Genomic DNA, 23,060 nt, shown 5'->3' with positions numbered 1-23,060 from the left:
ATTACTCCTTAAGTAGTGTAAAAGTGTGAAATTGAAACATTAGGGTTCAAAAGTTTATACCCCTAATTTTGCCATAGTGTTAATTGTCATAGTGGTGCTTTTTTCGGGATTTATATCAATTTTCCAACCTAGTTTAGCACCATAATCACAACAGATTGTAATCAATCCTAACCCTGAAGCAGTACTATTTTCATCCTCTGCTAACTTTTCCATTTGTGTTATGTATAAATCTTCAGGATCGTTGTTTATTAGGTCATTAATAATAGTGTGAAATTTTGGCCATTGTTTAGGGGAAATACAATTACTAGAGAATAAAACAATGGTTTCATTCAATAAATGAATACCAAACTTGATAGTGCTATTTACATTCTCATCGTGAAATTTCATAGCATTTTCTAAGAGTTCATTCGCAATATAACTAACAGCACCTTTGAGTTGTTTTTGCCGTTCAACGCTACTCGGGTCTTCTTCATTAGCAGGGAAAAAAGTAGTTAAGTAATCCGCCACAAAATCCGCCGATAAACCATTGTTACGCCATCGTTGTTTTAAAGGAATAGAAGAGGGGGAAAAACTAATCACCAAAAATTGATCGCTGTCTGGTAGATGTTCTTCAAAATCGCCGTAAATTTCCGAATTTTTCATGGTTTAATGTTTGCTAATTAAGGAATATGTGTGATTCGCTTGATCAGGGTCGATGCAATCTCTGATAAAGACAGCACTTCTCTGGCTGCGTTCATTTCCACAGCGGCTTTAGGCATTCCATAAACAACACAACTCTGTTTATTTTGAGCGATGGTATGCCACCCTCGGCGACGTAATCTTTTTAGTCCCGTTGCCCCATCCCGTCCCATACCCGTCAGTAATACAGCAATCCCTTTCCGACTCCAATATTGATCCACACTCTCACAAAACACATCGATAGAGGGACGATAGGGATAATTGTGAGGCTCCCTAGTGTATGTTAGCGTTAAATTGGGACGTAAGATTAAGTGATTGTTGGTTCCTGCTAATAAAACTTTACCTGCTACGAGATCATCCCCCTCAGAAGCCAAAATTACCGATAGAGGGCTTTGTTCGTCCAACCATTTCGCCAGTCCGGAGGAAAATTGGAAATCAAGGTGCTGAATAATCACAATACTACCCTCGAAATTGGCTGGTAATGCTCCTAAAATAGTCGCTAAAGCTTTGGGTCCTCCAGTAGAAGCACCGATAATGATCAATGGGGGTAAATGACGCGGGGGATAGGATAATTTATGAGAAACTGATTTGTAGTTGCTGGTTTTTGATTGGGAAAGAGATCGTCTAGGGGAAACGATTCCAGTGACAATGCCGACAGAAGCGATGGTTTTTAACAAATTTTCATAGACTTGTTCGTGTTCTGCAATAGCCATAACAGGCAGGCGAACCACATCTAAAGCTCCATAACCCATAGCTTCAAAGATTTTAGCCGAATTTTTCTTGATATCAGGCGTTACGATGATGATTGGGCAGGGGTGCTGTTGCATAATCACCCTAGTAGCTTGGGCCCCGTCCATTTTGGGCATAGTCATGTCCATTAAGATAAGATCCGGGGTATCCGCAGCACAATGATTGATCGCACTTTTGCCATCAGAAGCAACCCAGGCGATACGGTAGCCGGGGACTGATGTAATAATGCTTCGTAGAATTTCTACGACCATCACTGTATGATTTACAATTGCAATCCTCATTGGGGTGCTGTTAACAGGGTTATTTTTGCTTAATTACCAGTAGGGTAATGTCGTCATAGACGGTTTGTGTATCAATATGTTGTTTGACATCATCGATGACAACCGTTTTGATCTCCTGTGCTGATTGTTCCCAATTTTGACTAACAATTTCACATAGACGTTCCAAACCATACATTTCTCCGGCTGGATTTTCTGCTTCGGTGATCCCGTCGGTGTAGAGAATCACTAGATCTCCCTGACTCAATAAGATTTCTGTTTCCCCCAAAAAATCGCTAATGTCTTCTTCTAAACCCACGGGAAATCCTAAATCAATGGTATCCACAATCTCTATTTCTCCTCCCTTTCTCACTACAATTAAGGATTCGTGCTGACCACTCAACCGGAGACAATTGTCTTCATAATCGAGCAACGATAGGGTTAAATTTTTATCTGAGTTGATTCTTTCTACATTGTCAAAAATAGTGCGGTTAATAACGGATAAAAACTTGAGGGGATCTGCTTCGTTATGAGTCATTAGGGTACGGATGGCGGTTTGCACCATAATCATCACCACACCACTTTCTAAACCGTGACCAGTGACATCACCAATCCCAATTTTGACCCGGCCGTTATGATTTAAAACATCGTAATAGTCCCCTCCTACGTCCGTTGCAGGTTCCATAAAACCAGCAATGTCTAACCCTTTGATTTGTTTTAATTCGTCAGCTTTTGGGAGAATCATTTGTTGCAAGCGACGGGTAATCTCGACTTCTGCACTCAGACGGAGGTTTTCTTCTTTGAGTTTTTCTTCTGCTTCTTTACGTTTCAGAAGGTTGTTGTAGGCGGCGGAATGGTAACGAATACGGGCGATTAACTCCACTTTATCCGGTAATTTGACTACATAATCATTAGCCCCGAATTGAAACGCCTCTGCTTTTACCAGAGGTTCTTCTTTACTCGAAAGAACAATTAAAGGAATGTCGTGGGTTGGTGCGTCTTTCGCCCGTAAAAACCTTACCAGCATCAATCCTTCCACATCAGGCATGACCAAATCCTGTAAAATAACCGTGGGTTGGACTTCTTTAGCAATTTTTAAAGTTTCTGTTGGATGAGGGCAATAGTGAAAGATTATGTCCGTTTCTGTCTCCAACATACGGCGAATCGCTTCGCCAATGGTGGGTTGATCATCAATTAAAAGAACAACAATAGGAGATTCGGTCATTATAGGGGGTTATGAGGAGCATCGAGTTATGATATTGGGGGGTTAACCCACTTCAGTTTTTACGGTGTTTAAAGAGGTTCACCGTTAAACAACGTTTGTTGCGATCAAATCCTCTCTATAGAATAACCTAAACGTGCCTTTCTATTTTATGGGGTCGATTTTGGTGGATACACCCCGATGACGAATCATCAAGGCAAAAAAAATTCTAGACTAAGAATAAACCGAAACTAGAGAACACTGTCATGACTACCACTGCACCTTTTTTGACTGGACATCAAATACGAGATCGTTTTTTGCAATTTTACGCCCAACACACTCACCAAATTTTGCCCAGTGCATCCTTAGTTCCCGAAGATCCCACCGTACTTCTGACAATTGCGGGAATGCTTCCTTTTAAACCGATTTTCCTGGGACAAAAGCAGTCGGATTTTCCTCGGGCCACCACTTCTCAAAAGTGCATCAGAACAAATGATATCGAGAATGTGGGACGTACTGCTAGACATCATACTTTTTTTGAAATGTTGGGGAATTTTAGTTTTGGGGACTATTTCAAAGAACAAGCTATAAAATGGGCGTGGGAGTTATCTACTAAAGTTTATCAATTACCTCCAGAAAATATAGTTGTCAGTGTTTTTGAAAAAGACGATGAAGCGTTTCAACTTTGGCAAGAATTAATTGGTCTTCCCCCCACAAGGATTATACGTATGGGAGAAAAAGATAATTTTTGGAAAGCTGGGCCGACCGGTCCTTGTGGTCCTTGTTCGGAATTGTATTATGATTTTCATCCGGAACTAGGAGAGGAAAATATCGATTTAGAAGATGATTCCCGTTTTATCGAGTTTTATAACTTGGTATTTATGGAATATAACCGAGATGCTGACGGCAATTTGAACCCATTACAAAACAAAAATATTGACACAGGAATGGGTTTAGAAAGGATGGCTCAAATATTACAAAAAGTTCCTAATAATTATGAAACAGATTTTATTTTTCCAATTATTGAAACGGCAGCTAAAGTTGCTGATATTGATTACCAAAAAACAACGGAAAAAAATAAGGTTTCCTTAAAAGTAATTGGGGATCATGTTCGTTCTGTAGTTCACATGATTAGTGACAATATTACTGCATCAAATACAGATAGGGGTTATGTTTTACGTCGTTTAATTCGTCGTGTCGTTCGTCATGGTCGTTTAATCGGAATTGATGGAAAATTTATCAACCAAGTTGCAGAAACTGCTATCCAACTTTCTGAACAAGCTTATCCCCAGGTTAGGGAAAGAGAAAGCTTTATTAAAGCTGAATTAGAACGGGAGGAAGCCACTTTCTTAAAAACCTTAGAGCGAGGAGAAAAATTACTCGCTGAAATTATCGAGAAAACGGAAAAAGGCGGTCAAATTTCTGGAGTGGATGCTTTTACGCTGTACGATACTTTTGGCTTCCCTTTAGAACTAACCCAAGAAATAGCAGAAGAAAGCAATCTAACGGTAGATATTGAAGGTTTTGAGGCGGAGATGAAGCAGCAGCAAGAACGCTCTAAAGCTGCCCATGAAACTATAGATTTAACGGTACAAGGAAGCTTGGATAAATTGGCTGAACATATCCATCCTACAGAATTTTTAGGCTATACAGAATTACAATCTACGGCTAAAGTGGAAGCAGTTTTAGTTGAGGGTAAAACTGTTAATAATGCAGAGGCAGGAACAGAGATTCAGATTGTCTTAGATAAGACTCCATTTTACGGAGAATCGGGAGGACAGATAGGCGACCGTGGATTTTTGACGGGAGAAAATTTAGTGATTCGTGTTAATGATGTGCAGAAAGAATCAGGAATTTTTGTTCATTTTGGCCGCGTAGAAAGGGGAGAAGTTGCAGTTAATGATTCTGTTAATGCAACCATCGATCGTGCTTGTCGTCGTCGGGTACAAGCTAATCATACGGCTACCCATTTATTACAAGCAGCTTTGAAGAAAGTGGTTGATAATTCTATCTCTCAAGCTGGCTCATTAGTTGCTTTTGATCGCCTCAGATTTGATTTTAATTGTCCTCGTTCTATCACACCAGAAGAGTTACAAGAAATTGAGAGTTTAATTAATACCTGGATTGCTGAAGCGCACGATACAGAAACCACAGTAATGTCCCTAGAAACCGCCAAGGAAAAAGGTGCAATCGCTATGTTTGGGGAGAAATATGGGGCAGAAGTTCGGGTGATCGATGTACCTGGAGTTTCTATGGAATTGTGTGGAGGAACTCATGTTAGAAATACAGCAGAAATTGGCTTGTTTAAAATTATGTCGGAAAGCGGTATTTCTTCGGGAGTAAGACGTATCGAAGCTGTTGCTGGCCCTGGGATTTTGGAATACTTGAAAGTTCGGGAAACTGTGGTTAAGGATCTCTGCGATCGCTTTAAGATTAAACCAGAAGAAATCAGCGATCGGATCACTTCTCTACAGTCTGAACTGAAAACCACTCAGAAAGAATTAGAAGGGGTTAAACAAGACTTAGCCATAGCAAAATCTGATCAATTATTAAACGAAGCAGAGTCTATTGGTGAGTTTAAACTTTTGGTTTCAGACATGGGAGAAATGGATGCAAAAGCTTTACAAACTGCTGCGGAAAGGTTACAACAAAAACTAGGGGAAGGGGCGGTTATTTTGGGTTCTATTCCCTCAGAAGGAAAGGTTAGCTTAGTAGCAGCTTTTAGTAAAAAAGTCAATAAAGAGAAGCAACTACAGGCAGGAAAATTTATCGGTCAAATTGCTAAAATATGCGGTGGTGGTGGTGGCGGCCGTCCCAATTTAGCCCAAGCAGGAGGAAGAGATCCTAGTAAGTTATCTGAGGCTTTATCAACTGCTAAACAACAGTTAAAAGAAGGCTTACAATAAATAGAGTTGGGTGGTAAATGTCCACCCTATAAGGTTCAGTGGATACTAAAAAATTTTCCCATTCAACGGGACTGGCCGGATTTGAACCGGCGACCTAGCGCTTAGGAGGCGCTTGCTCTATCCAGCTGAGCCACAGCCCCATTTACCTCCATTTATTATACCCGAGTTTACAGTTATCAGTTATTAAGATTATTCCAAGCATCGGCAGCATCTTCTAATGCTTGTTCTACTGTTTTTTCCTTTAGCATAGCAGCTTGTAAATTTTCATAGATAATCTTTTGTAATTGGTTGATATTATCTTGGGGAGGAACCAATATTTGAGCATCTTGTAATTGTTTTGCACTAACTGCGATCGCTTGTGATAATTCGGTATTTTCTGTTGAACTTTCCTGCTCATTAATGTAAGTTTCTACTGCTTCTATAGTAGAGGGTAAAACATTAGCCTGTTTAGCAAAAGCCAATTGATTTTCTGTATTGGTAACAAATTTAGCGAACTCGATCGCTTCTTGAGGTTTATCAGTATTTTTAGGAATAACTAAGTTCATAACTGCCACATTTCTTTTGTTAGTTTCTCCTGTAATTTGAGGGGAAGCTGCAGAAATTTCAGCAACGGTAGGAGCATTTTTTATAATTGTTGGAAATGACTCTGCACCGGTTGATAATAGGGCAATTTCTTCTGATTGATATAAATCGATGGCGTGTCTATGACCTTGGGTTAAAACTTCTGGAGGTAATAATTCTTGTTGATATAGATCTACCCAATAACGAAACGCTTTTAAGCCTTCTGGACTATTAAATGCAGCTTTCCCTTCTTGATCGAGTAAAGTAACTCCCATTTGTACCAACGACTCCAAAACTTCTCCAGAATCTCCAGGTACAAAGGTAAAAAACATAGCGTATTTACCAGTTGTTTCCTTTAATTTAGCAGCAACATCAACCAATTCTGCAAAGGTTTTAGGTGCTGTTTCAATACCCGCTTTTTTCAGTAATTCTTGATTATAAATAGTGATTTGTGTGGTTAAATACCAAGGGAGTCCAAAACTAATATCATTAATAGTTCCAGCTTCCCAAATATTGGGTAAATACTCTTGTTTTTCCTCAGAAGAAATATAGTCACTTTCCGTTAAATTTAACCAAGCGTTGCGACTGGCTAATTTAGCTGCAAAATTAGGATTAAGATTAACTACATCTGGCGCAGTATTAGCAGAAACTGCAGTTAAAATTTTGCTTTCCATAGCAGACCACGGAATATCAACCCAGCGAATTTTAACTCCTTGATGTTCCTGTTCAAATTTTTGGATTAATTCTGTAAAATAAGGTGTAAATTGGGGTTGCAGTTGCATTGTCCAAAATTCTAGTTCTTGACTAGTAGTAGGAGATTGACCGCTATTGCAACTAATGAGAAAACTGAGCATTAAGCCGAGAAATCCCCATAAAATTAATTTACTCCGATTGATTAATCTACTCATTGTTTTATGATTGATAACAGCTTGATTATTATGATATTGAGGAGAAAGAATTTAGATTACTCTCCTAGGTAAGCTTCTAGAACTTGAGAATTTTGTTGAATTTCGGCTGGAGTTCCATCAGCTAGATTAGTTCCTTCTGCTAATACCCAAATGTGATTACATAAAGACATTACCACATCCATATTGTGTTCAATAATTAAAAAAGAAATTCCCTCTCTATTCCAAGTGTTAATATGATCACAAATTTCTCCAATTAAGGTGGGGTTCACCCCTGCGGCTGGTTCGTCCAGTAAAATTAGTTTAGGACGAGTCATCAAAGTTCTGGCCATTTCCAGGAGTTTACGCTGTCCCCCAGATAATGCGCCGGCGTAGTCGTGGCATTTTTCGATCAATCCGACGGATTCTAAAATATTAAGGGCTTTTTCCCTATTTTCTCGTTCTTCTTGTTTAACTTGTCTTCGTCTTAACCAAAGTTGTAAAAAATGTTCGCCGGTTTGTTTCTGGGTAGCGAGTAACATATTTTCTAAGACGGTGAGACGGGATAGTACCCTGGCCACTTGAAAGGTACGGATACAACCTTGTAAGGCGATTTTGTGAGGGGATAAATGGTGAATTGGTTCCCCGTCAAAAATGACCTCTCCCCCGTCGGGACGAATAAAATTAGACAAAAGATTAAATAGAGTGGTTTTTCCGGCACCGTTGGGTCCTATTAAGCCGGTAATACTACCCTGTTGTACTTGTATGTTAGCATTGTTGACAGCTTTTAAACCACCGAAACTTTTAGACAGTTGCTTGGCATCAAGAATAATAGAGGAAGAATCAGTCATTGAGGTAACTAAGAACCATTTTCAAAACAACAAGGTTAAGTTTTAACATATTAAGATATCATAAATAATGATGTTTTGATTAATCTATCATTTGCCAATAATCTTTATTAGATAATTGATTTTAGTTTAGGGGTTTATTAATTCTATGAATCAAAAAAGTAAAAATTTTTGTTTTTGTACTTTAGCTTTTAATCCTCCTTATCGGAAGATGAGTAAAGACTTAGCCCGTGATTTAGAAAAATATGCTCCTGGAATTAGAATAGTAATTGGAACCGATGAGGTTAAAGATTTTAAAGATTGTCCGAATGTGATTAGTTATCATCAAAAACAACAGGGAATTTTGCATTGCTATAACGATAAGAGATTTGTCTTTGAGTTTGCTTTGTCTAGGTTTGACATGGCAATTTTTATAGATGCAGATACCCGGTTCAATGAGCCAATACCTAGGGAAATAGATGATTTTTCAGGTATTCAAGGAGTGCATAAAAATCTTATCGGACACATTACTAAATACCGACCTGATAGACTTAGTGTTGTCAAAAAAGTAGCCGAAAAACTAAAAATAAATCTCGATGACGTTAGTTACTTTGGAGAGTCTATTCTCATGGTTTCTAACCAAGATAGTCAAGCAAAGATTTTTTTAGAAAATTGGGGAAAAATTGGTCGATATTTAGAACTAAACGGAATTCACTCGGGAGAGGGAATTACTATTGGAATAGCCGCATTTCAGGCAGGATGGCAACCCAAAAAAAGCAGAGATTGGGAAACCCTCAATCGCATAGCCCAACATATCGATGCTTCCACAATTGTTAAAAAAACCGCCTGGGAAAAATTACAACGAAGATTAGGATATCATTATCGTTTGAACAAGGAAAGGTTATTGGCATTAAAAGATTTCGATTTTTATTACAGTTAGAAACCGCCAAAACTTCGATCAGATAACAAATCAACAACAAAGTAAACAGAACTTGTTACAATAGTTTACAAAGAGAATTATTTTTACTGAAGTTGCAATCATCCTTATGCCTCAATCAACTCTTTCCCCAGGTACTCCTACGGTTGACACCATAACCATCGATGTACAACCCCGTCACATCCCTCGGGGACATAACGAAGACTTAGGGCCCATTAGTGATATGTCTCCCGATAGTTGGCAGTATAGCCCCGAGATTATAGACAATTATTACAGTAAACGTCTTCCTCAAGTAATAGGTCGTCTCATCAATGTATTCATGTTGTTTGCCCGTTTTGTACTGGGATTGTGGTGGGACAAAATCAGAGGGAAAAATCCCAAGGAAGAAAGGAAACGGGCGATTCATTTACGGGAAATGCTGACAGAGTTAGGGCCTACTTATATCAAAGTGGGGCAAGCTTTATCAACACGGCCTGATTTAGTTCCTCCTATTTACTTAGACGAATTAACCACATTACAAGATCAATTACCCTCCTTCCCTAATGAAGTTGCTTATAGTTTTATTGAGGAAGAATTAGGGCAGAGTCCTGAGAAAATTTACGCTGAATTATCAGATAAACCCATTGCGGCTGCTTCTTTGGGACAAGTTTATAAAGGAACATTGAAAACAGGAGAAAAGGTAGCTGTTAAAGTCCAACGTCCCGACTTAATTAAAAGGATTACTTTAGATATCTATATTTTACGCAATCTCTCTACTTGGGCGCAGAAAACCTTCTCTTTCCTTCGTTCAGATTTAGTGGCTATTACGGATGAATTAGCTGGTCGTATTTTTGAAGAAATTAATTATATTCAAGAAGGAAAAAATGCAGAAGAATTTGCTAAGCTTTACGGTCACTTATCAGAAATATATATACCAAAAATATACTGGGAATATACAGGTAGAAGAGTCCTTACAATGGAATGGGTTGAAGGGACTAAGCTAACTAATATTCAAGCGATTCAAGCGCAAGGAATCGAAGCTACACACTTAGTGGAAGTAGGGGTTAATTGTTCTCTACGTCAATTATTGGAACACGGTTTTTTCCATGCTGATCCCCATCCAGGTAACTTATTAGCGATGAAAGATGGAAGATTGGCTTATTTAGATTTTGGGATGATGAGTCGCATTAAACCCTATCAAAGATACGGTTTAATCGAAGCAGTGGTGCATTTAGTAAATCGTGATTTTGACGCTTTAGCTTATGATTACGTTAAATTAGACTTTTTAACACCTGAAACAGACCTTAATCCCATCGTACCGGCTTTAACAGAGGTTTTTGGTAATGCTTTAGGCTCAAGTGTAGCAGAATTAAACTTTAAAAGTATTACGGATCAAATGTCCGAAATGATGTATGAATTTCCTTTTAAAGTTCCCGCTTACTATGCTTTAATTTTACGTTCTATGGTAACTTTAGAAGGTATCGCAATTGGCATTGATCCCGATTTTAAAGTCTTGAGTAAAGCATATCCTTATGTGGCGAAACGTTTGCTAACAGATTCCTCTCCAGAATTACGATCTTCTTTGAAAGATTTATTGTTTAAAGAAGGAGGATTTCGCTGGAATCGTTTGGAAAATTTAATGAGAAACGCTAAAGATTCCCAAGATTATGACATCGATAAAGTAGTAGATCAGGCCGCTGATTTTCTTTTTTCTCCACGGGGGGAATTTATCAGACAAAGATTGGTTAGTGAAATTGTTAATGCTTTGGATATGTTTAGCCGTCGTACTTGGTTTAATATGTCTAGTATAGTTAGAGAACAAATCGGCTTAGCTGTTCAAGAAACCCCTCAAGATTTACAGGACAAAAGCGAGAGTGTAGAACACTTAAAGAACATTCTGCAAATCCTTCAAAATACCCCAGGATTTGATCCTATGAAAGTTGTTCCTTTAGTGGTGAAACTATTAGGAAAGCCCGAAACTCAAAAGATGGGTCAAAAAATTGCCGAGGGATTAATGCACAAGTTAGTAGCGCGTTTGGTTCGCAATTTACTGCTAGAAATTGATCAGCCGTCAGGTAATAATATGGGGACAATTAACACCCAAAAATCCTTACCCGCAGCTTAAGATAAATAATTTTTTTTAAAGCGATCGCTAGGCAAAAAAATTCTCTCTGCTAAAATAGCGATCGCCTTTAAATAAGGGTTTTTAGCTTGTGTATTTTTGAATGGCTAAAATATTTCTATAAATTAAATTTTAGGAACAATATCCGTCAAAGCAGATTGAATAGTAGGATATTGGTATTGAAAGCCTAATGCTAGTGTTTCTTTAGGCAGCACTTGTTGACCTTCTAAAACCACTTTTGACCCCTCTCCTAAAAGAACTTCTAAGGCAAAATCTGGTACCGGCAACCAAGAAGGTCGATTCATAACTTCCCCTAAATTTTTACACAACTCATTCATCCGTACAGGGTTAGGTGCTGTGGCATTAAAAGTTCCCACAATTCCTGACCGTTTCAAGGACTCCTTAATTAACTGTACTAAATCATCAATATGAATCCAAGAAAACCATTGACGACCGTTTCCAATTGGTCCACCAGCAAATAGTTTAAAGGGAGGAATCATCTTAGCTAATGCACCACCCTTGCCTAATACAATACCAATTCGCAGAATAACTAAACGCACATTTACTTTTTTAACTTCTTGTGCCTCGCTTTCCCAAGCTTGGCAAACTTCAGCCAAAAAATCATCACCAGAAGGACTATTTTCATCAAAAGTTTTTGTTTCGCTGGTGCCATAATAACCTATGGCAGAAGGATTAATTAAGACAGAAGGTTTATCTTTTGCTTTAGTAATGGCTTCAACAATTTTTTCGGTTCCTAACTGTCGACTTTCTAAGATAGCTTTTTTATGTTCTGCACTCCACCTTTCTGCTATAGGTTCCCCTGCTAAATTGACCACAGCATCACATCCCGAAATTTTATCTTGCCAGTCCCCTGATTCTGTCGCGTTGTAAGGAACAATCTCAACATTGGGAAAGCTAGAAGTAGGGTAAATGTTTTGGGCGCGATTGACATTTCTTGTGAAGATTATAAGTTGATGCTGTTCTTCTTTTAAACTATTAACTAATCGAGTTCCTACAAACCCAGTTGCTCCAGTAATTGCAATTTTCATTGTTTAAGTTGACTTTAGGATTAATTCTTTTAAATAGCCACCAATTAGGGAGTCATTAAGCTTCCTTTTTTTGGTGTTATTTAACCTGATGTCTACCATAAGCCACAAGCAGTTCTTTGAACAACAATTTGACTAATGGTACTTTAGCTATCTTCAACGCTGAACATTGTCCTAATATAAGTACCTGGACAAAAATAAACGTTACAGTTAACAAGAGGCAGGAGGCAGTAGGCAGGAGTAGGTTTACAGCTATATTTATAAATCTTTATACAGTGAGTTTTATTTATGTCCGACTACTTAGATGGGAGAAGTGTTTTAGGTTAAGAGAGATATCAGAGTGTCAAAGGTTTGACTTTATACCACTCCTTGAAAATGTTGTTGGAAATATTGTTTATACAAACGACAACTAATAACAATTTGTTGATCTTGAAAATCAACTAACCCCAAACTTTGTAGCTTCATAGATTGCACTAGGTCTAATTCAATGGGTTTAGATGAGAAAACAACCTTTTTAAAAGCTTCTAGTAAGTCAGAGTTTTGTTGTTGTAAAGTCCATAGTTGTCGTTGAAGATGATCACCGTATACAACTGATATTGCCTGATAATTACTAACTAAAAGTTCTTTTAATTTGATCTTACTCGTAGAAACATTATACATTGCCAACCTCAACAAATAGGGATTACCTCCCACTAAACTCATCAAATTTTCCCTGTTCTCTAATGACCAATTCAATTGATAAATTTTTGCTAAATTTTGAACTTGCTCGGTAGTAAAATTGGGTAATGTAATAGGAATTCCTACATTAAAAGGAGAGTGGTTAACCTTGAGAGGAATGTAAACTTCTGCTGAGTGAACCACAATTAAACGTAATTTCTTCCAAATGTCTCTATTTTTTGCTTCCTCGTGCCAAGCTCTGAGTAGTCCAAAAAAATTATCTGCTAAATCAGGGTATTCAAATAGGCGATCAACATCATCCAATCCCAATACCAACGGGGTTTCTAATGTAGATAAAATATATTCTTCAAAATATCTTTTACAACTAATTTTACTTCCAAATATATCATCCCAATAATCAATAACTTTATTCTCGATTTTTAGATTTAAACTAATATTTGCACAAAACCATCTTAAAAATTTATCTAAGTCTTGAAATAAATCTGTATCTGCTAGTTGAAAACTTAAAGAAACAGCAGCACAATTATTTTGAATCCCATGATCGATAATTCTTGCTAGCAGAGAGCTTTTTCCCATGCGTCTCGGTGCTTTTAGTCGAATGAGGGAGCCTGGTTTTAAAATGGCTTTGTAACACTCAGATTCTATCTGCGGTCGCTCAATATAAAACTGAGAGGTGAGGGAAACTTGTCCTTCAGGTAATTCCAAATCTGATAATAAATTACAGTCATTTTCTTCTACAGAGGACATCTGCGGATAGAAAAAGTCTTCATTCCACAATTGTAGTTGAAAAGCCTTAAAACAATGTCTAAGGGTTTGTCTATCTACTCGTGACTCACAAGCAAAGACTTTCATAAGGGTATCCATCGCTAACCCTGTTTTTTCGCTCAAACTCTCTAAAGTGTAGCGATTGCCGTTATTCTCCTCTTGTTCAGCTTTTATCTTTGCATTTTGCAACTTTTCTAATCCTACTTCTGTGAGAATAACTCCTCGTCGTCGTTGTTGTTTTTTGTTATTTTCTCCTGTCATATTGGTAAAGATTATTGAAAACTAACCGACTATGATAGCAGTTCCTATAGTTATGATCTACATAGCTCACTTTTGTACGTATTGGCGTATTATTTTCTAGTTTCTAATTTTTTGCATCCTTAAAAAATACCTAAAATAATTAGAAAAAATAATACTATTAAGCTGTTTTTATAAAGCGAATAATCTCCCTAACTTGATGCAAGAAGTTACTGTCTTCGGTTAATTGAGAAATTGCTTTTGTTGCTTCCCTAGAAATTTCTTGATGTTCTAAAGTATTTTTTGCCTCAAATTTATCCAACTGTGCGCCGATAGTGATTACTTCTTGGCGAGTAATTTCCCAGTTATTTTGCTGTTTATTAATCCATGAATTGGGATCACTACTATTGAATTTCGTTTGAAGGGAGTTGAGTTCTTCTTCTAATTTAGTGAAGCGATTTCGTAATTCTAAAATATCTTCACGAGGGTATTTAATTTCTTGTTGAATGGTGGATAAACGATAAGCTAAATATTGATAACCTCTAACCGCAGGTCGTAATCCTGTTAATAATAATGTAGCAAAACAACTAATATATCCTACCGGGCTAATGCCAAAAGCTGCCAGTTCATAAAGTCCTAAACCAGAAAGTAGATGAAGGGCGATGGCCACCACTAAAGCCCATCTGCTCACAGTATTAATATAGTCTAATTTTTTATTATCGAGGAGAATACCCTTATCTTGAGAAATTATCGCTTCTGAGGCTACCTCTTTAGCAGAGAAATAAATATTCCAAGGAATAGTAACAATAGTCAGTAACCACCAAAAGCTGGTAACTCCAATCACCCAATCTATAAAATTGCCCGCAGGAATTTGTAACCATTGTAATAAAAAGAATGCCACTAAAATCAAAAAACCTAAACCAAAACTAAAACTAAAATATAAATAGTAATCGTATGTTTTTTTCATGATTTGCTCTTATTTTTTAATTTTATTTTGACATATCTTGAACAAGATAAACTAATATTTGTGACGCTTTTTAGATTGTTCCATTGCATCCTGAATGGATGTATTATTTAACGATGGGTTAAACAATATTTGCTCATCTTATCAATATTCTTGATTTATACTTAAATAGTACAAAAATTTTATTCTCAAATTTTTAGGAAATTTTTATAATTTGGGGGTAGTCTGTAGAAAAAATTTACCAAGGCTGTTGCTTTGGAGGCAACGAGGAACGGCAAAACCTCAACACAAAAGCTCAAGCTACTATCATCTTTTAATTATTAATCGATGGCTTAGGGGCTAGTTGATCGTCCCACGAAATTCTTTTAGGATCAAAATCGTATCGTAATTTAAAACCATGAGTAATCAAAATCAGAATTCCCAATTAATAACTATGGGGCTTAGTGTAGCAACCTTTCCCTTATTGGCAGGACTAATGATGATGAAAAACATTAGTAAAGACTTTTCAGAGTGGGGAGAACAGAGCGAAGAAATCTTTAGAGGCGATCGCTTACCCCTACTTAAATTCCCCCACGAATAAATGCTTAACACCGCTAGGTAATGGGAAACTGGACAAAATCTTGTCCAGTTTTTCTATTTAACGTAATTCCACCTGTGATAACTTACGCCGCATTTTTGGGAAAGATAATATTGTTAGAGGGATCACAACAGCAGTGTGATAGTAAACACAAGAGAAGAAATGCTGACGGAGTACAGACGAATGTTTATGGTCTTTCTTCATAAACGAAATAATCGTTGATACCAAAAAATCAGTGTTTCTTTATAAGCTCGAGGAATCTGAAAATTAGCTCTAACCCCGTTTGTTCATCCAGTTATCTAATCGATATTTGAGATGAACCGACTCCTATCTTGATTGCACCCCATTACCTATTGAATCTGATTATGACTCATATTGTCTCTATCCATTCCTATCGCGGTGGAACAGGAAAATCTAACATGACAGCCAACTTAGCTACCTCTATGGCTATGTTAGGTAAGCGCGTGGGTATAGTTGATACCGATATCCAGTCTCCAGGAATTCATATTCTTTTTCGCCTGGATGAAACAAAAATCAATAAAACCCTCAACGATTATCTCTGGGATGACGATTGTCCCGTCGAACAAATTGCTTATGATGTTAGTTATGTCCTGGATCGTCCCGATGAAGTTAAGGCTAACCCCAACGGAAAAATTTTCTTAATTCCTTCGAGCATGAAGAGTGAGGATATTGCCACCATTCTCAGCGAAGGGTACGACGTAGAATTGCTGCAACAAGGATTTTATGAGGTGGGAGAAACCCTTGAGTTAGATTATCTTTTTGTAGATACCCACCCAGGATTAAACGAAGAAACCTTACTTTCTATTGGCTTGTCTACCGCGTTGGTAATCATTTTACGACCAGATCAACAAGACTATTTGGGGACCGCAGTTATTGTGGAAGTGGCGAGGGAATTAGAAGTTCCTAAAATGCTCTTGGTGGTGAATAAGGCCTTACCAGACATCGATTTTGGCGTTTTGAAAGATAAAGTTCACGAAACTTATCAATTGCCTGTAGCCGGTATTTTACCTTTATCTACAGAGATGTTGCGTTTAGGAAGCCAAGGACTTTTTTGCTTACAGCACCCAGACCATCCATTAACGAAAGAAGTGCAGCATATTGTTTCCCACATTCAAGGTTAATTCCAGAGGATATTATTATGGCTAATTTATCGAAAGGCGTTTCGTCTTCTTCCTCTGGTCTGTCCTTCCGTGAGTTGCAGAAATTACCAAAAGAACAGCAACATTTAATTAACTGGATCCGAAGAGAAAAGAAACCTAGTTTACTCGATATTGCGATTCATCTTTGCCAAGACGAACAAACTGCATTAAACAGCTTACAAGCTTTATTAAAAAAAGGATTTCTCGAGGAAACACTTGAGGAAGAAGAACGCTATTATCGTGTTACTCATGCTCAGAAAAAAGGACAATCTCTATTTAAAAAATTAGCCAATAAGAAAAAGGCTAAACAACTTTCTCTAGAACAGTCTGGTGATTCATAATTTAGTATTTTATTATTTTATTGATTTTAAATCTCATGTTAGCTAACATTCCCGAAAAAGTAATGCATCGGGTAAGATTTGGTTTAGCTTGTGGTTGGCTAATCCTCATTTTTTCCCTCTTTTATGATCCAATTTCTCCTTTGTTAACTCATTTTAATGCCTATTGGAGTCCGTTTAAATTAAATCTTGATACCTGTGTTAAAGTTCAAGGTACTTGTTTAGAAGAACAACCCTACGGTTTAGGATCTTCTTTATTTTGGGGTTTAATTGTTCCTAGTGGTGTGTTTATCCTGCTAATTTTTGGTCACGAATTTTGGCGAAGAATTTGTCCATTAGGTTTTATGTCTCAAATATTTAGAGCTTTAGGAAAGCAGAGACAAAGAAAGAGAGTTAATAAAGAAACAGGAAAAACTCATTATGAATTAGTTAAAATTAAAAGTAATTCCTGGTTAGGAAAAAACCATTTAAAACTACAAATGGGTTTATTATATGTTGGTGTTTGCGGGAGGCTTTTATTTTATGATTCCAATCGTATTGTCTTGGGATCTTTCCTACTATTTACTATTGGTTCTGCTATTTTAGTAGGGTATCTTTACGCGGGTAAAACCTGGTGCCAATATTTTTGTCCCATGGCCCCAGTCCAAGCTTTTTATGGGGAACCCAGAGGACTTTTAAATAGTATTGCTCACGAAGGACAAAAAACATTAATTACTCAATCTATGTGTCGTCGTCCAAACCCGGACGGAACAGAAAGTAGTGCTTGTGTTGCTTGTAATAGTCCCTGTGTTGACATCGATGCAGAACGCGCCTACTGGGACGCTATTAAAAAACCAGACTACAAGATATTGTACTATAGTTATGCGGGTTTAGTATTCGGTTTTTTCTTATATTACTATCTCTATTCAGGAAGTTGGGCTTATCTTTTGTCTGGTGCTTGGACTCATCAAGAAAATCAGCTAGGATTACTATTTTCTCCAGGATTTTATATCTTTAATGTAGCCATTCCCATTCCTCGATTGATTGCTGCACCTCTAACGCTTGCCGCTTCTATGGCTGGTGCTTATTTTTTAGGAATACAACTGGAAAAAGTTTATAAAAGCTATCAATTAAAACGGAATCCTTCTTTAAATAATCAGCAATTACAACATCAAATTTTTACATTAACAACCTTTTGGGTGTTCAATTTTTTCTTTATTTTTGCAGGACGAGCTTATATTTCTAAATTTCCAGTACAGTTTCAATATTTATTTAATTTGCTATTAGTTTTAGCTAGTAGTTTATGGTTATACCGTACCTGGTCTAGAAGTTCTGAACGCTATTCTAGAGAAAGCTTAGCTAACCGATTAAGAAAACAATTAAACCGTTTAAAAGTCGATGTATCTCGATTCTTAGAAGGTCGTTCTTTAGACTTACTGAGTGCAGACGAAGTTTATGTATTAGCTAAAATTCTTCCTGGTTTTACTGGTGATAAACGTCTAGAAGCATACAAAGGAATTTTGCGAGATTCTTTAGAAGAAGGGTATGTTAACTCGGCTAGTAGTTTAGAAGTGCTACAACAAATGCGGGGAGAATTAGGAGTTAGTGAGCAAGAACACTTGACTATTTTAACCGAGCTAGGAGTAGAAGATCCAGAATTATTAGATCCTAATCAACAGCGTTCCCGTGAAAATCAGTTGCGTTTACAAAGTTTCCGCCAACGAATTCGAGGTATGGTCGGTAGTAAACGAAGAAGGGGGGCAAAAGGATTAGGAAGAGAACTATTAAAAGTAGTTAAAAAAGAAAAATCAGTCAGTGATGTGTTAGATAAAGAAGGGGGAAGCGTTGAATCTTTATCACGGGAATATGGCATTACTTTGGAAGAAGAAAATCAAATTATTGCTAATTTAGATGAAGAATCTCAACTCGAACGCCGTAGTAATCTTCTCTTACAACAATTACAAGATTTGTACGATATAGAACTAACTCTCTTGTATCCCCCTGAAGTTTTAAACATACCTCATTTACGTAAAGGGTTAGAAATCTTACGCAATACTGTTTCTCAAAAACAGAAAGTGATTGCTAAGGGGATGCTGAAAATTTTGGAACAGTCGGACTCCGGAACCAAGGGGACTCGATTAGTGTTAGCTTTGGCTACATTAACTCCTAATGTATTACCTCATCTCCTAGAAAATCATGATCAAAAATGGACTGAAAGATTGAATGATATTTACTTATCTCGTCTAAAACAGCAGTTAAAATTAGCTGAGTTAATTCCTCCTAAAGTCTCTGAAGAATTAATGATTAGTTATTTAGAAACTTTACTATCAGAACCAGATTCTTTAACCAAAACTGTCAGCCTTTATTTATTAAATAAATTAGACAGAAAACGGGGTCAACAACAAGCAAGTCAACTATTAGATTCCTATTTAATGTTGAATCCTTCCTTAAAAGAAACTGCACAACAAATTGTCGCTGAAACTGAAGAACAAGAAACTAAAATTGTTACCCCATTAGAACGACTATTATATTTATCCAGTTGTGATTTGTTAAAGGGATTAAGAGCAGAAAGCTTAATGGAATTATCCTATCAAGTTCCCATCAAAGAGTACAGTGAATCAGAAATTATTTGGGAACAAGGAGAGGTTATCAAAGACTTGTTTTTATTGTTAGATGGGCAAGTTGAATGTCATCAAATCCAAGAAGATGACACAGTAATTGTTGACGAACTTGAACCTGTTAATTTCTTAAACAAATTAGAAATTTTAGGAAATTTAGAAGCGATCGCAACGGTTGTTGTAAGCTCTCCCAAAGCCTGTTTCCTAGTCATTGAAGGAACAATTCTCAATGAATTGATCGAACAAGATAAACGGTTCGCTCGTGCTGTTATTGAACAAGAAAGTCGTCAATTAAAACATTTAAAACAGTTAGTAAGTTAGAATTCACTAGGGGCTTAATATTATTAAGCCCTTTTATTTATCTTGATCCTACTATGTAATCTCTTTCAAAGTAATCCCCTTGACAGATGAATATATAAATCAAAGTCAGAAACTTTAATTATTGATAATTATTTCTTCTTCTTGATCTACTTCTCGAATAATGGTCGATGAATTTACTTTGTCAGGTTCAAAAATAGAGTTTAATGCTTGATCTAGGGTTTCTGACATCACAATTTGATTTTCATAAGCTACAATAACTCTTGCTAAAGTAGGTAAACTATTTTGTTCTGCTTCTAAATATAAGGGTTCAACATATAGCAAAGATTGTTCTGTGAAGAAAGGAATAACCAATAAATTACCTTGAATTACTCGAGATCCTTGACGGTTCCAGAGAGAAATTTGTTGAGAAATAACAGGATCTTGATTTATTAAGGCTTCGATTTGTTCTGGTCCGTAAATAACCCGTTGCTTTGGTAATTCAAACATTAACATCTTACCATAATTTTCTTCATCAGAACGAGCAAATAAACCAGCAATTAAATTGTTTCTGCTAGTAGGAGTGTAAACACTAAATAAAATAAATTCTTGCGCCTCATTGGTAAGACTCATTAATAAATAATAAGGGTCAATGGGTTGTTGATTTTCTCCATAAATCTCTTGAGGAATACGCCATTGATCTTCCCTATTGTAAAATACTTGTGGGTCGGTCATGTGATAAGTTAATAAACGTTCTGATTGAGTGTTGTATAAATCTTTTGGATAACGAATATGAACTTTAAGAGAACTCGGCATTTCTGATAAAGGTTTAAAAAGAGTTGGAAAGACTTTTTGCCAGGTTTGTATTAAGGGGTCATTGGGATCAACAATATAAAAATCAACGTCACCGTTATAAGCATCAATAATAATTTTAACCGAATTACGAATGTAATTGAAAGGGCGATCTCCTGGTTCGGAATAAGGATAACGATTGCTGGTAGTATAAGCGTCAATCATCCAATATAAAGTAGTTTTTGTCGTTTTTTCACTATCATCTTTAACTGTAGCTGTCACTAAATAAGGGTCACGATCAAACCTTAAAAAAGGAGCAATTGTTCTAATTCTTCGATTGATATTGCGCCGAAAAATTAATTTAGTTTCTGGGGTAAAATTGCGGGTAAAAATCATTTGCCAATCTTTTAAGTAGTTGGCAAATAACAATCTTTTGATCCAACTTTTTAACTTAATTCCTCCTCTACCATCGTAAATATTATAAACATTATCTTGACCACTAGGATAATCTAATTCTTTGACTTCGGTATTAGTCATAATATAAGTATTAGTTGATTCCCCAAAGTAAATTCTTGGGTTATCAATAGAAATACTATCTCGAATTAAAGCACTAGATGTTTGCAAGTCTCCTGAATTATTTTCTGTGCCAATATTCTGCACAAAATAGAAAGGTAAACCCCCTTGAGCAACTCGATTAACTGGTGATAAAGTAAACCCATAACCGTGAGTATAAACAAGGTGTTTGTTGACCCAAGTTTTTGCTTGTTCTGGTACTTCATTATAATCCAGTTCTCTAGCAGCGATTAATACTTGCTGTTTAGCAATTTTAGCTGAATCACTACTATTTTTAACGGGAATTGTATAACGATCAATATCTGCATCATTGAACTTATAATAAAGGCGTAATTGTTGTAATTGACGGTTAGTTTCTAGCAATGGACGAGAATCCCAGAGTCGGATATTATTAATAGTTAGACTATTTTGACTCAAAGCATCTACTGTTAAGTTTGCCGTCGCATTTAAAGTCTCAATTTCAATTTTATCTAAACCGAAAGCATGACGAGTTAGGTTAATATTACGTTTTATATAAGGGGTTTCCCTTGCTAATTCATTCGGTTCTACAACAAGACTTTGTACTCCTTGCTGACCTAAAAATGATATGATTATGATTGAAAAGTAGATTACAAAAGGAATAGGAGAAAAAGGAAGATTATTCAGTTTTGAACGCTTTGATAAACGTATTTGACTATATTTTCCTTGTCCTGTTATGCCTTTAATTAGCAACCATAAAGAAATAATAATAGCCAAAAGACTTGTAATGGTGTAAGCAGGTAACAGAAAGTGAACATCTGTGTAACTAACCCCAAAAACAACTCCTTGAGTAGAATACAATAATTGATACCTAGTCAACCAGTGATAAAGTCCAGCAATGGACATAAAAAGACCACATAGAATATATAAATGACGAAGTTGATCTCGGGAGAATCCTGGAAATTTTCCCTGAGATAAACTATTTGCTGAGAATAAATAAGTTATACTAACTACAACAAAACCTAATAAAAATAAACCACCTAGCCAGAAAACAAGTAATCTTAGGAAAGGAAAAGAAAAAATATAGAAGCTAATGTCTAAGCTAAATTGAGGATCAGTTTCCCCAAAGTTTGTAGGATAAAAATATTGTAAAACTCTTGTCCAGTTCCCGGATAAACCTAGTCCAAATATTATGCTAAAAAATAAAGATACTATCTTCAAATACAATTGAGTATTGACAAAAATAAGTATAACAATCACCCCGACAATTCCTACTTTCCACAACTGATTGCTGAATTGAGATAAAATTTCAGGAAGGGAATCTAAAAAGAAGGGAGTGGGTAAAGGAGGGGTTATATTTGGTAAGGTGAAGTCTGGTGTCCAAGAATCATAAGCTACTTGACCATAATAAAGTAGCATTAATCCTATTAAACTACTCAAACTAACAAGAAACATAATTAACTTCAAAAGACCAAAAGAAGGAGACTCCGGAGTAACTCCGGGCGTTCTTTTTCTCACTTTATTGCGCTTTTTGTTGCTTATGGTGATTTGAGGAATAAAATGCCATTGATAACGTTTTGCTCGGCGCAAATTTCCCAATAAAAACCAGAAAGAAAAACCACTAACAATAACCCATAATCCCAAACGCCATAATAATTGTTTGTAAAAGATATCTACATAACCCACTTCTTGAAACCAAAGTCCTTCCGCAATAATACGACACATTAATTCAACTATTAAGCCAATACCTAATAAAAAAGCAATCAATTTAGTTAGAGAATGGTTCAAAAATCTTGACATAATTAAAATTATGAGACTCTCTGGGGGAGGAACATATTTATATATTATTACCAAAAACAAAAAAGCACCCCCATCTCTGGGAGTGCCTTTCTGTTAGTATCTTAATATTTGATTGTTATCAAAGGAATTAACCATTGATTACAGGAGCAGATACAGGCTCAGCAGAAGCTAAGTCT

General features: G+C 36.6%; 16 protein-coding genes and 1 tRNA gene. 7 read left to right on the top strand and 10 right to left on the bottom strand.

Going from position 1 to position 23,060, the window contains the following annotated elements; translation table 11 throughout:
- Positions 1-54: 54 nt before the first annotated feature.
- The 3 genes from P9B04_RS03615 to P9B04_RS03605 are packed head-to-tail and all read right to left on the bottom strand — an operon-like array spanning position 55 to position 2,910.
- A complete protein-coding gene (locus P9B04_RS03615) occupies positions 55-642 on the bottom strand; it encodes a DUF6272 family protein (protein ID WP_342053632.1) in 588 nt (195 codons plus the stop codon).
- A gap of 17 nt (positions 643-659) precedes the next feature.
- Complete coding sequence (cheB, locus tag P9B04_RS03610; RefSeq protein WP_342053631.1) at positions 660-1,709, bottom strand: chemotaxis response regulator protein-glutamate methylesterase; 1,050 nt, start codon at positions 1,707-1,709, stop codon at positions 660-662.
- Positions 1,710-1,728: 19 nt separating this feature from the next.
- Positions 1,729-2,910, bottom strand: a complete 1,182-nt coding sequence (locus P9B04_RS03605; RefSeq protein WP_342053630.1) for a PP2C family protein-serine/threonine phosphatase — start codon at positions 2,908-2,910, stop codon at positions 1,729-1,731.
- 242 nt (positions 2,911-3,152) lie between these two features.
- Between P9B04_RS03605 and alaS the strand changes: the two genes are divergently transcribed.
- The gene (alaS, locus tag P9B04_RS03600) at positions 3,153-5,792 is read left to right on the top strand and encodes an alanine--tRNA ligase (protein ID WP_342053629.1); all 2,640 of its coding nucleotides are present in this window, start codon (positions 3,153-3,155) and stop codon (positions 5,790-5,792) included.
- 66 nt (positions 5,793-5,858) lie between these two features.
- Here the strand turns inward: alaS and P9B04_RS03595 are convergent.
- The 3 genes from P9B04_RS03595 to P9B04_RS03585 all read right to left on the bottom strand — a co-directional run bounded on the left by P9B04_RS03595 (position 5,859) and on the right by P9B04_RS03585 (position 8,088).
- Positions 5,859-5,932 (bottom strand) — tRNA-Arg (locus tag P9B04_RS03595).
- A gap of 36 nt (positions 5,933-5,968) precedes the next feature.
- Positions 5,969-7,261 carry an ABC transporter substrate-binding protein gene (locus tag P9B04_RS03590; protein ID WP_342053628.1) on the bottom strand — a complete coding sequence of 431 codons (1,293 nt, stop codon included), beginning with the start codon at positions 7,259-7,261 and terminating at the stop codon, positions 5,969-5,971.
- A gap of 56 nt (positions 7,262-7,317) precedes the next feature.
- Entirely contained in the window at positions 7,318-8,088 is a 771-nt protein-coding gene (locus P9B04_RS03585; protein ID WP_342053627.1) for an ABC transporter ATP-binding protein, read from the bottom strand.
- A 145-nt stretch (positions 8,089-8,233) separates the two neighbouring features.
- Here P9B04_RS03585 and P9B04_RS03580 point away from each other — a divergent pair, with 145 nt between their 5' ends.
- Positions 8,234-9,004 carry a hypothetical protein gene (locus P9B04_RS03580; RefSeq protein ID WP_342053626.1) on the top strand — a complete coding sequence of 257 codons (771 nt, stop codon included), beginning with the start codon at positions 8,234-8,236 and terminating at the stop codon, positions 9,002-9,004.
- A 106-nt stretch (positions 9,005-9,110) separates the two neighbouring features.
- Positions 9,111-11,105, top strand: a complete 1,995-nt coding sequence (locus P9B04_RS03575; RefSeq protein ID WP_342053625.1) for an ABC1 kinase family protein — start codon at positions 9,111-9,113, stop codon at positions 11,103-11,105.
- A gap of 122 nt (positions 11,106-11,227) precedes the next feature.
- Here the strand turns inward: P9B04_RS03575 and thyD are convergent, their stop codons facing one another.
- From thyD to P9B04_RS03560, 3 genes are all read right to left on the bottom strand, one after another.
- The gene (gene thyD / locus P9B04_RS03570) at positions 11,228-12,151 is read right to left on the bottom strand and encodes a thylakoid membrane protein ThyD (RefSeq protein ID WP_342053624.1); all 924 of its coding nucleotides are present in this window, start codon (positions 12,149-12,151) and stop codon (positions 11,228-11,230) included.
- 354 nt (positions 12,152-12,505) lie between these two features.
- Positions 12,506-13,852 carry an AAA-like domain-containing protein gene (locus P9B04_RS03565; protein ID WP_342053623.1) on the bottom strand — a complete coding sequence of 449 codons (1,347 nt, stop codon included), beginning with the start codon at positions 13,850-13,852 and terminating at the stop codon, positions 12,506-12,508.
- Between the two features lie 157 nt (positions 13,853-14,009).
- Complete coding sequence (locus P9B04_RS03560) at positions 14,010-14,795, bottom strand: hypothetical protein (RefSeq protein WP_342053622.1); 786 nt, start codon at positions 14,793-14,795, stop codon at positions 14,010-14,012.
- 394 nt (positions 14,796-15,189) lie between these two features.
- On the opposite strand from P9B04_RS03560, the gene P9B04_RS03555 reads away from it, so the two are divergent.
- The 4 genes from P9B04_RS03555 (at position 15,190) to P9B04_RS03540 (ending at position 19,785) form a co-directional block, all read left to right on the top strand.
- Entirely contained in the window at positions 15,190-15,372 is a 183-nt protein-coding gene (locus tag P9B04_RS03555) for a hypothetical protein (RefSeq protein WP_342053621.1), read from the top strand.
- Positions 15,373-15,734: 362 nt separating this feature from the next.
- Entirely contained in the window at positions 15,735-16,511 is a 777-nt protein-coding gene (locus P9B04_RS03550) for a MinD/ParA family ATP-binding protein (protein WP_342053620.1), read from the top strand.
- Between the two features lie 17 nt (positions 16,512-16,528).
- On the top strand, positions 16,529-16,870 hold the full coding sequence (locus P9B04_RS03545) for a hypothetical protein (RefSeq protein ID WP_342053619.1): 342 nt from the start codon (positions 16,529-16,531) through the stop codon (positions 16,868-16,870).
- A 35-nt stretch (positions 16,871-16,905) separates the two neighbouring features.
- Positions 16,906-19,785: a cyclic nucleotide-binding domain-containing protein gene (locus P9B04_RS03540; RefSeq protein ID WP_342053618.1), complete on the top strand. Its 2,880-nt coding sequence runs from the start codon at positions 16,906-16,908 to the stop codon at positions 19,783-19,785.
- A 114-nt stretch (positions 19,786-19,899) separates the two neighbouring features.
- On the opposite strand, the gene P9B04_RS03535 is transcribed toward P9B04_RS03540, so the two are convergent.
- Entirely contained in the window at positions 19,900-22,884 is a 2,985-nt protein-coding gene (locus P9B04_RS03535) for a UPF0182 family protein (RefSeq protein ID WP_342053617.1), read from the bottom strand.
- Between the last annotated feature and the right edge of the window lie 176 nt (positions 22,885-23,060).

This window comes from Crocosphaera sp. Alani8 (assembly GCF_038442745.1).
Lineage (GTDB): Bacteria > Cyanobacteriota > Cyanobacteriia > Cyanobacteriales > Microcystaceae > Crocosphaera.
The sequence above is the reverse complement of the archived record's forward strand: the minus strand, read 5'-3'. Positions and strand labels throughout refer to the sequence as shown.

Excerpts from the sequence above, each read along its gene's own strand:
- P9B04_RS03535 (WP_342053617.1), bottom strand. The coding sequence starts at position 22,884 with ATGTCAAGATTTTTGAACCATTCTCTAACTAAATTGATTGCTTTTTTA.
- P9B04_RS03540 (WP_342053618.1), top strand. The coding sequence starts at position 16,906 with ATGTTAGCTAACATTCCCGAAAAAGTAATGCATCGGGTAAGATTTGGT.
- P9B04_RS03545 (WP_342053619.1), top strand. The coding sequence starts at position 16,529 with ATGGCTAATTTATCGAAAGGCGTTTCGTCTTCTTCCTCTGGTCTGTCC.
- P9B04_RS03615 (WP_342053632.1), bottom strand. The coding sequence starts at position 642 with ATGAAAAATTCGGAAATTTACGGCGATTTTGAAGAACATCTACCAGAC.
- P9B04_RS03575 (WP_342053625.1), top strand. The coding sequence starts at position 9,111 with ATGCCTCAATCAACTCTTTCCCCAGGTACTCCTACGGTTGACACCATA.
- cheB (WP_342053631.1), bottom strand. The coding sequence starts at position 1,709 with ATGAGGATTGCAATTGTAAATCATACAGTGATGGTCGTAGAAATTCTA.
- P9B04_RS03550 (WP_342053620.1), top strand. The coding sequence starts at position 15,735 with ATGACTCATATTGTCTCTATCCATTCCTATCGCGGTGGAACAGGAAAA.
- P9B04_RS03590 (WP_342053628.1), bottom strand. The coding sequence starts at position 7,261 with ATGAGTAGATTAATCAATCGGAGTAAATTAATTTTATGGGGATTTCTC.
- P9B04_RS03560 (WP_342053622.1), bottom strand. The coding sequence starts at position 14,795 with ATGAAAAAAACATACGATTACTATTTATATTTTAGTTTTAGTTTTGGT.
- alaS (WP_342053629.1), top strand. The coding sequence starts at position 3,153 with ATGACTACCACTGCACCTTTTTTGACTGGACATCAAATACGAGATCGT.
- P9B04_RS03565 (WP_342053623.1), bottom strand. The coding sequence starts at position 13,852 with ATGACAGGAGAAAATAACAAAAAACAACAACGACGACGAGGAGTTATT.
- P9B04_RS03585 (WP_342053627.1), bottom strand. The coding sequence starts at position 8,088 with ATGACTGATTCTTCCTCTATTATTCTTGATGCCAAGCAACTGTCTAAA.
- P9B04_RS03605 (WP_342053630.1), bottom strand. The coding sequence starts at position 2,910 with ATGACCGAATCTCCTATTGTTGTTCTTTTAATTGATGATCAACCCACC.
- P9B04_RS03580 (WP_342053626.1), top strand. The coding sequence starts at position 8,234 with ATGAATCAAAAAAGTAAAAATTTTTGTTTTTGTACTTTAGCTTTTAAT.
- P9B04_RS03555 (WP_342053621.1), top strand. The coding sequence starts at position 15,190 with ATGAGTAATCAAAATCAGAATTCCCAATTAATAACTATGGGGCTTAGT.
- thyD (WP_342053624.1), bottom strand. The coding sequence starts at position 12,151 with ATGAAAATTGCAATTACTGGAGCAACTGGGTTTGTAGGAACTCGATTA.